This window comes from Rugamonas violacea, assembly GCF_016461825.1.
GTDB lineage: Bacteria > Pseudomonadota > Gammaproteobacteria > Burkholderiales > Burkholderiaceae_D > Rugamonas.
This window is the reverse complement of sequence record NZ_JAEMNU010000111.1, coordinates 1-1622: the sequence shown is the minus strand read 5'-3', so window position 1 is coordinate 1622 and position 1622 is coordinate 1. Positions and strand designations below refer to the sequence as shown.

The 1622-nt window shown below is 48.8% G+C and carries 3 protein-coding genes; all 3 read left to right on the top strand.

All coding sequences use genetic code 11. From position 1 onward, the window contains the following. A partial coding sequence (locus H7U20_RS19725; RefSeq protein ID WP_199760851.1) for an RHS repeat-associated core domain-containing protein occupies nucleotides 1–568 on the top strand: 568 nt, incomplete at its 5' end. A gap of 1 nt (nucleotide 569) precedes the next feature. Continuing rightward, nucleotides 570–1175 carry a hypothetical protein gene (locus tag H7U20_RS19720; RefSeq protein ID WP_199760850.1) on the top strand — a complete coding sequence of 202 codons (606 nt, stop codon included), beginning with the start codon at nucleotides 570–572 and terminating at the stop codon, nucleotides 1173–1175. Nucleotides 1176–1270: 95 nt separating this feature from the next. Then, on the top strand, nucleotides 1271–1622 hold a 352-nt coding region (locus H7U20_RS30970), incomplete at its 3' end, for an RHS repeat protein (RefSeq protein WP_199760849.1).

Genomic DNA, 1622 nt, shown 5'->3' with positions numbered 1-1622 from the left:
GACCGCCGACGCGGCCGTCGACAATCCCTTCCAGTACACGGGACGGGAAAACGATGGAACGGGACTGTATTACTATCGGGCGCGCTACTATGCTCCGGCGTTGGGGCGGTTTATTTCGAGTGATCCGATTGGGCTCGATGGCGGGATTAATACCTATGCATACGTTGGCGGCAATCCGATTAGCTATACGGACCCGATCGGTTTTCAAGCATACAACGGGCAAATTCCGCCCACCAACGTTCCCGGCGGCCCTTGGACTCCTGCAGGCCCAGGTCAATTGCCTGGTGATTTTTACGGACCAAAAAAACCATCCGGCGGGAAAGATATGTGTCGCTATGTCCCTGATGAGAAAAATGGCGGACCTGCTGGTGCTGATAAACCGTACTGGAAAACACAAGATTCTGGACAGAAAAATTGGTATCGTTACAGTCAAAAGGGAGATCCTATTACTCCAGAAGAGGCGCACAAAAATCCGACAAATATGTCACCACCTCCAACACCGCCAACATGGTGGATGAAGCTAGGTTTGGGGTTGGCCTTGTATTTTCATATGGACGGAGCTTATTAATATGGAATTAAAAGTGAAATATCTTACGCGAAGAGAGGCTGACGTGTATGTTAATTCTGTTGGAATGGCGATTGGTGATTGGAACCAAATTTCCACAATTGATAGCATATACGGAGGTGGAGAATGGACGAATTATTCTGCACCTAAGGATGCCCGGGAGTTGTTTAATTTTTCTGAGCATGTTGTGGATTGGATCCCTGATTGCAATTGGATAATTCTTCAAATAGATAACTCCGGAGGCTTGGATGTTGTTCAGTCAATTTTTTTTAATAGGTTAATATTTGGTTCCGGTATAATTAAAAAGAGCGTCGGGAGTGGTGCAATTCTATTTGAGTTTGAGGGCAATTTTTATTGTGGTAAAGAGTCAAGAGTTTTGATTTCTAACTTACTTGCATTGCTTCTGTTATTTGAGTCTCATGGCTATTTAATTACATCAAAGAAAAGTGCCGGGAGATATTTGTCATTTCAAGATGGGTATATGTACTTTCATTCAAATAAGTGCGGTATCAATGATGCAAATTATTTATTGATAAATTTCGATAAAAATCCATCTGGATCGGTTGGGTGGGTCAATGAAATTTTGATAAATTCGCAAGAAGGTGATTAATTTTCATTAATCAGTAATAAATCTCGAAGTTTTTATTTTTATATGATAACGTAATTAATTGCAGCTACGACGCCGGCGGGCGCCTGACGCGCATCGTGCAGGACGCCGGCGCGGCCAACAACAACAACCAGGCCCAGGGCATTCGCTTCGCCTACGATGCCGCCGACCGGCGCATCCAGACCAGCTACGCCAATGGCATCGTGCGCCGCAACAGCTTCGACGCCGCCGGCCAGTTGACCGCCATCGTCTACATCAATCCCGACGGCAGCACGCTGGGCGACCTGAGTTACACCTACGACAACGGCGGCCGGCGCATCGAGGCCGGCGGCAGCTTGGCGCGCACGGCGCTGCCGCCGGCGCTGTCCGGCGCGCGGGTCGACGCCGCCAACCGCCTGAGCGCCGCCGGTGTCCAGCAGTTCAGCTACGACGCCAACGGCAACTTGACCG

Excerpts from the sequence above, each read along its gene's own strand:
- H7U20_RS19720 (WP_199760850.1), top strand. The coding sequence starts at position 570 with ATGGAATTAAAAGTGAAATATCTTACGCGAAGAGAGGCTGACGTGTAT.